We start from the raw sequence: 4,716 nt of genomic DNA on the forward strand, positions 1-4,716 counted from the left end.
ATAAGAGACAGGATATATATCATCTTAAGTACATATATAATTAATTTTAATGCTCTGACATAATTCCACATCATTCTTAAACTAGTTTTTTGTTCATTATGAAATAAAATATTACACAATGTCAGTCTTTAAAAGATTATATATCAAAACTTTTAGAGAGGAAGAAAAACTATGAAGATGAAAAGGAAAATCATGATGACAACAGCACTTGCAGCAACATTAGCTACAGGTGCACTACCTACCACATCAGTGTTTGCTGCAAAAAAAGAGGCTCCTATCCAACAAAACAAGGCACAAATGAGTATTCAACCATTAGCACAAAATAATTTAGAAACAGCTGTTAATGCTGCCTTAAATGGTCCAGAAGTCAAAAAAATAAAAGTATTTGAACATGAATTTAACGTAAAGGAAATAGAAGTAGTAAATCTAGGTGCAGGAAAAAAATATGTTAAGGGACAAATTTCTCATCATTTAAGTTTCCGTCCAGATGATCAATTTTATTATGAGTTTACTGTGCAAGATGGAAAAGTAGTAGATAAGCCTGTATTTAGTATTGATAGAGGTGGTTGGACACCATTTGCTGCTCCACTTTTATCAATTCTTGCTGCTTATAATGGAATTCCAGTTAATCCAAATGATTTAAATACACTTGGTCAGCAGATTGGTAAAGTTATAGATGGAAGCTGGGAACATGCAGCCCAATCAATCGCAACTGTAGTTAGTCTAAGTTTTAATGAGTAGAATTTTTCAATTTTTATTAGCATTGTAGGGATTCACTTTTTGTAATCAGCCTTGTTATAAGAGATTCTAAAACAGCTATTAATAAACTTTTACTACTCATTCACATTATCTTGATTTGTTTACCACCTTATCATTCATTATATGTCACAAAATAGAAGTCTTTTTTAAGGCTTCTGTTTTGTTTGTATACAATACGAGCAACGGTTGGTTTTTGGAGGCTATATTTCGATTTTTCAAGAATACGTTTGGCTATTAAGTACAATTCATAAAAACAAATTATTAAAGTCTCAAATAACTTACTCCCCCTGTTTTTAATTATTTTCAAATCCAAAAATTTATTACCTCAAGAATGAAAAACAATAAATATAGTAAAAACATCATCTAGCAATTGTTTAAAGATCAGGAGAGATAAAATGAAGAAAATAAAAATGAGAAATTTCATTAAAATTAGCATCCTCACTTGTATTACACTAGCAAGTTTAAGTACACCATCTACTCTTTTAGCTGATAGTCATCCAGGTTACTCCTATGAATCCAATATAGGATATCAAAATCCATCGTGGATGTCCAAAATAGAAGATTCAACAAAATTAAGTGAAATATCTATTCCAGGGACTCACGGTACAATGGCTTTACATGGAGCAAGCTTTCTTGATGAAAATTTGACAAGAAATCAAACTATGAGTCTATCCCAACAATTAAATTCTGGAATCCGATATGTAGATATGCGTGTTAAACGTGTAAAAGATTCTTTTGCAATGTATCATGGCATTGTAAATCAAAAAGCTGTGTTTGAAGATGTATTAAAAGAGACAATTCAATTTTTAAAAGAGCATCCAACAGAAACAATATTAATGCGCCTAAAAGAAGAAACTACTCCTGAAAGCGGCTCTCTATCATTTGAGGAGATATTTTTAAAATATAAAAACGTTAATGCTTCATATTTTTGGAATCCTAATTCCGTACCAACCTCAGATAGAAATAACCCTACTTTAGGAGATACCCGCGGGAAAATTGTAATCTTACAAAACTTTACATCTACTCAATTGTACGGTATTGATTACGAAGGTTTGAATATACAAGATAAATTTGAAATTGGAAGCGGACCAGACGAAATATATGCAAAATGGATTGCGATAAAAACCCATCTACAAAATGCAAATACTAATTTTAATAATGGAAAAATTCATCTCAACCATTTTAGTGGTACGGGGGGCGTAGCGGCATTTTTAAATAATGTATATCCTTGGTTTATTGCAAGCGGAAAAGAGAGCAGAAATACTGATAGTAGTCCTAAATTGATTCAAACGAATTCCACAAATGCATGGAGTGATTTCCCTCGCGATAGAAACGGACAAGTATACTATGGGGGAATGAATACACTTGGGACCAAACTCTTACAACAAGGCATAATTAAACATTCTGGTATCATCGCAGCTGATTTTCCTGGTCCAGGTTTAATTGATAGTATCATTAAATTAAATGGTATACATTCTAATGAAAAAGAAATATTAATTTCGCAAATTTCATCTGAATCTAGTCCTTTATCCGGGCAACAAAATCGATCCAGTCAAAACTTTAAAATTGATATTTTACCTGTAGGTACCAAAGAATTAAAATGGGTTATTGAGCCTTCAGATAAAGATTATTCTTCTACTATCTCTTTCAATGTAATGATTGATGTTTCCCTAGGAATAGATTCTACTCGTTGGAAAAACATTTCACATGGATCTAGGACTGAAGCTTACACAAATACTAAATATTATATTGCAAGTCCAATGGGTGCCACTAACAAATTCACAGTGAAAATATACGCTATTACAAATTAGAAAAAAAAGAATCCCAATGAAATTCCATTGGGATTCTTTTTTAATTTCATTTCGTAAACATTAGGATGGGGTTTAAATCTTATTGATTTATCGTTTTCCGGCAGAAGACTCCTTCCTCAAAAATGTGTAGGTGTGAAACACCAATTTTAGGTGGGAGATGAATGTCGGTTGGCATAAGCCAACATATTTGCTATCATTTACTTGTACAGATTGCTCTTCGAAAACTGAAGATATGAGGTTGGTTGCAGAAAAACGTTGCAACCGTAAAATCTTCAACGTTCTATCGCCCCACGCTTCTCAAAGTCGCGAAAACCAAGCTAAAGTAGGGAGTGTGGTGAGTCAGCGTACAAGATACTTATGTTCTCACCGTAGGGACTACGGGTAGAGCCTGCTAAGATAACTGATGGATACATCGGTGTTCGCAGGAATCTCCCACTTCAAACAGTCCGTTAGGACGTTAAGTAGTGAGTAGTTCAACATTTAAATCATAAGATAATTCATATTTGGAACAGCCCTTAATTTTTAAAAGAAAACCCAAAAATGTTAACTACCTTTTCCCACCTGTCACTTATTCAAAACTGGCTTCCAAAGCGATAAGGCAAAAATCCAATTTGAGTCGCCATTTCCTTGATGATCTTGAACTGCTTCATACACTTTTCCCTCATGTACTACTCTATCGCCTTTAGTATATGCTTTTTTTGCATCCCATTTTTCATATGTGGAATCCTCTGACTTTGTTGTTACAGTCAAAACATCACTTCTACTAGATTCATTTCCAGCTAAATCAACCGCCGTCACTACATATTTATACGATGTATTAGCCTTCAAATCTTTATCCATAAAGGATGTATTAGCCGCTGTCCCAATTTTATTCATAACCCCAGCGCTTTCTCTATATACAATATAATGGTCAACACCTACATTATCTTCAGACGGACTCCACATCAAATCAACAGTTGTCGCTGTTGTACCCATACTATGTAATCCTTTTGGTTGAGTTGGAGCCTCTATATCTGGGATTGCATGTGTTGTCTTAACCTTTAGTTTTTCACTTTCTTTTGATATGTTTCCAGCAGAGTCTAATGCCTTTATTGTATAGGTATATTCCGTATCTGCTTTTAGTTTTTTATCAATAAAAGTTGTACCTGGTACCGTATCAATTACTTCGCCATTACGTAACACTTGATATTCTTTTACACCTATATTATCAGTAGAGGCCTTCCATGTTATTTCAACACTATTGGCAGAAACTTTAGAGGCATTTAATTCAGTTGGTTGACTTGGAGCTACTGTATCGGGAGCTTCATTATTTACTAGATTTACATCAATTACATTATAAAACGCATTTGACGTATCTGCTACATCCCATACAGCTAAAATAACATGATAACCATTGCGATCAGTTGGTACATTAATTGTATGTGTTAAATTATTTGATGCGGCAGAACCATCATGTTTCACAGTTCCAATTGGTTCTAATTCAGCACGTGTTAATGGTTTATTAGGATCCCATCCCTTTTTTGTAATGTAATAATGCCATTTACTTGTAGGATGTGCAGCTGTATATTTCCATGTAAAGGTATTTGCTCCACCCTTAATCGTGTTTTTGAACCAGCGATTTGATGTTTGTTGGTCAAGAATTCCTCCAAACAGTCCTCCTGCCGAAGCGATTTTTCCATCAATCGGTCCCCCATCTGGGAATCCTTTAGGTGCTTCTAGGCTTTGAGGTTCGTACATTATATTTCCACAATTTAAATTCAATGCTCCATAATTCTGACTACATAAAGCAGCACGGCTACTTGGCTTTTCAACAAATCCATGTGCATAAGCACTTTGAGGAATCATAGTAATAGCCGTTACCCCTGCAGCTAAAACACAAGCACCAATTCCTTTTTTACTTTTTCTTAATCTTTCCAATTTAGATGTAAATTTCAAATTCATTCTTGTCCCCCCAATATATTATTGTTATCGCTAATATAATAGCAATATAGAGATAAACGAACAAATTACTAATAAATATACTAATACCTCTCATACATTGGTACGTTTATTATTATTTTTAATCTCATATAAAAATAAAATAAATACAATAAGTCTATTTTGTAACATTATGTTTTAAAAAAAGAATAAAAACTTCGTTTAATTT

3 protein-coding genes are annotated in these 4,716 nt (G+C 33.5%); 2 read left to right on the plus strand and 1 reads right to left on the minus strand.

What is annotated here, in order from left to right:
- Positions 1-171: 171 nt before the first annotated feature.
- Both ABWK52_RS24220 and ABWK52_RS24225 read left to right on the plus strand, forming a co-directional pair.
- Positions 172-741, plus strand: coding sequence for a hypothetical protein (locus ABWK52_RS24220; protein ID WP_000782804.1), 570 nt, complete (start codon positions 172-174; stop codon positions 739-741).
- A gap of 413 nt (positions 742-1,154) precedes the next feature.
- Complete coding sequence (locus ABWK52_RS24225) at positions 1,155-2,570, plus strand: phosphatidylinositol-specific phospholipase C (RefSeq protein WP_131250716.1); 1,416 nt, start codon at positions 1,155-1,157, stop codon at positions 2,568-2,570.
- Positions 2,571-3,134: 564 nt separating this feature from the next.
- Here ABWK52_RS24225 and ABWK52_RS24230 read toward each other — a convergent pair.
- Positions 3,135-4,511 (minus strand): lytic polysaccharide monooxygenase, encoded by a 1,377-nt coding sequence (locus ABWK52_RS24230; protein ID WP_353772187.1) that lies wholly within the window; start codon positions 4,509-4,511, stop codon positions 3,135-3,137.
- Between the last annotated feature and the right edge of the window lie 205 nt (positions 4,512-4,716).

This window comes from Bacillus sp. AP50, from assembly GCF_040492675.1.
Taxonomy (GTDB): domain Bacteria; phylum Bacillota; class Bacilli; order Bacillales; family Bacillaceae_G; genus Bacillus_A; species Bacillus_A cereus.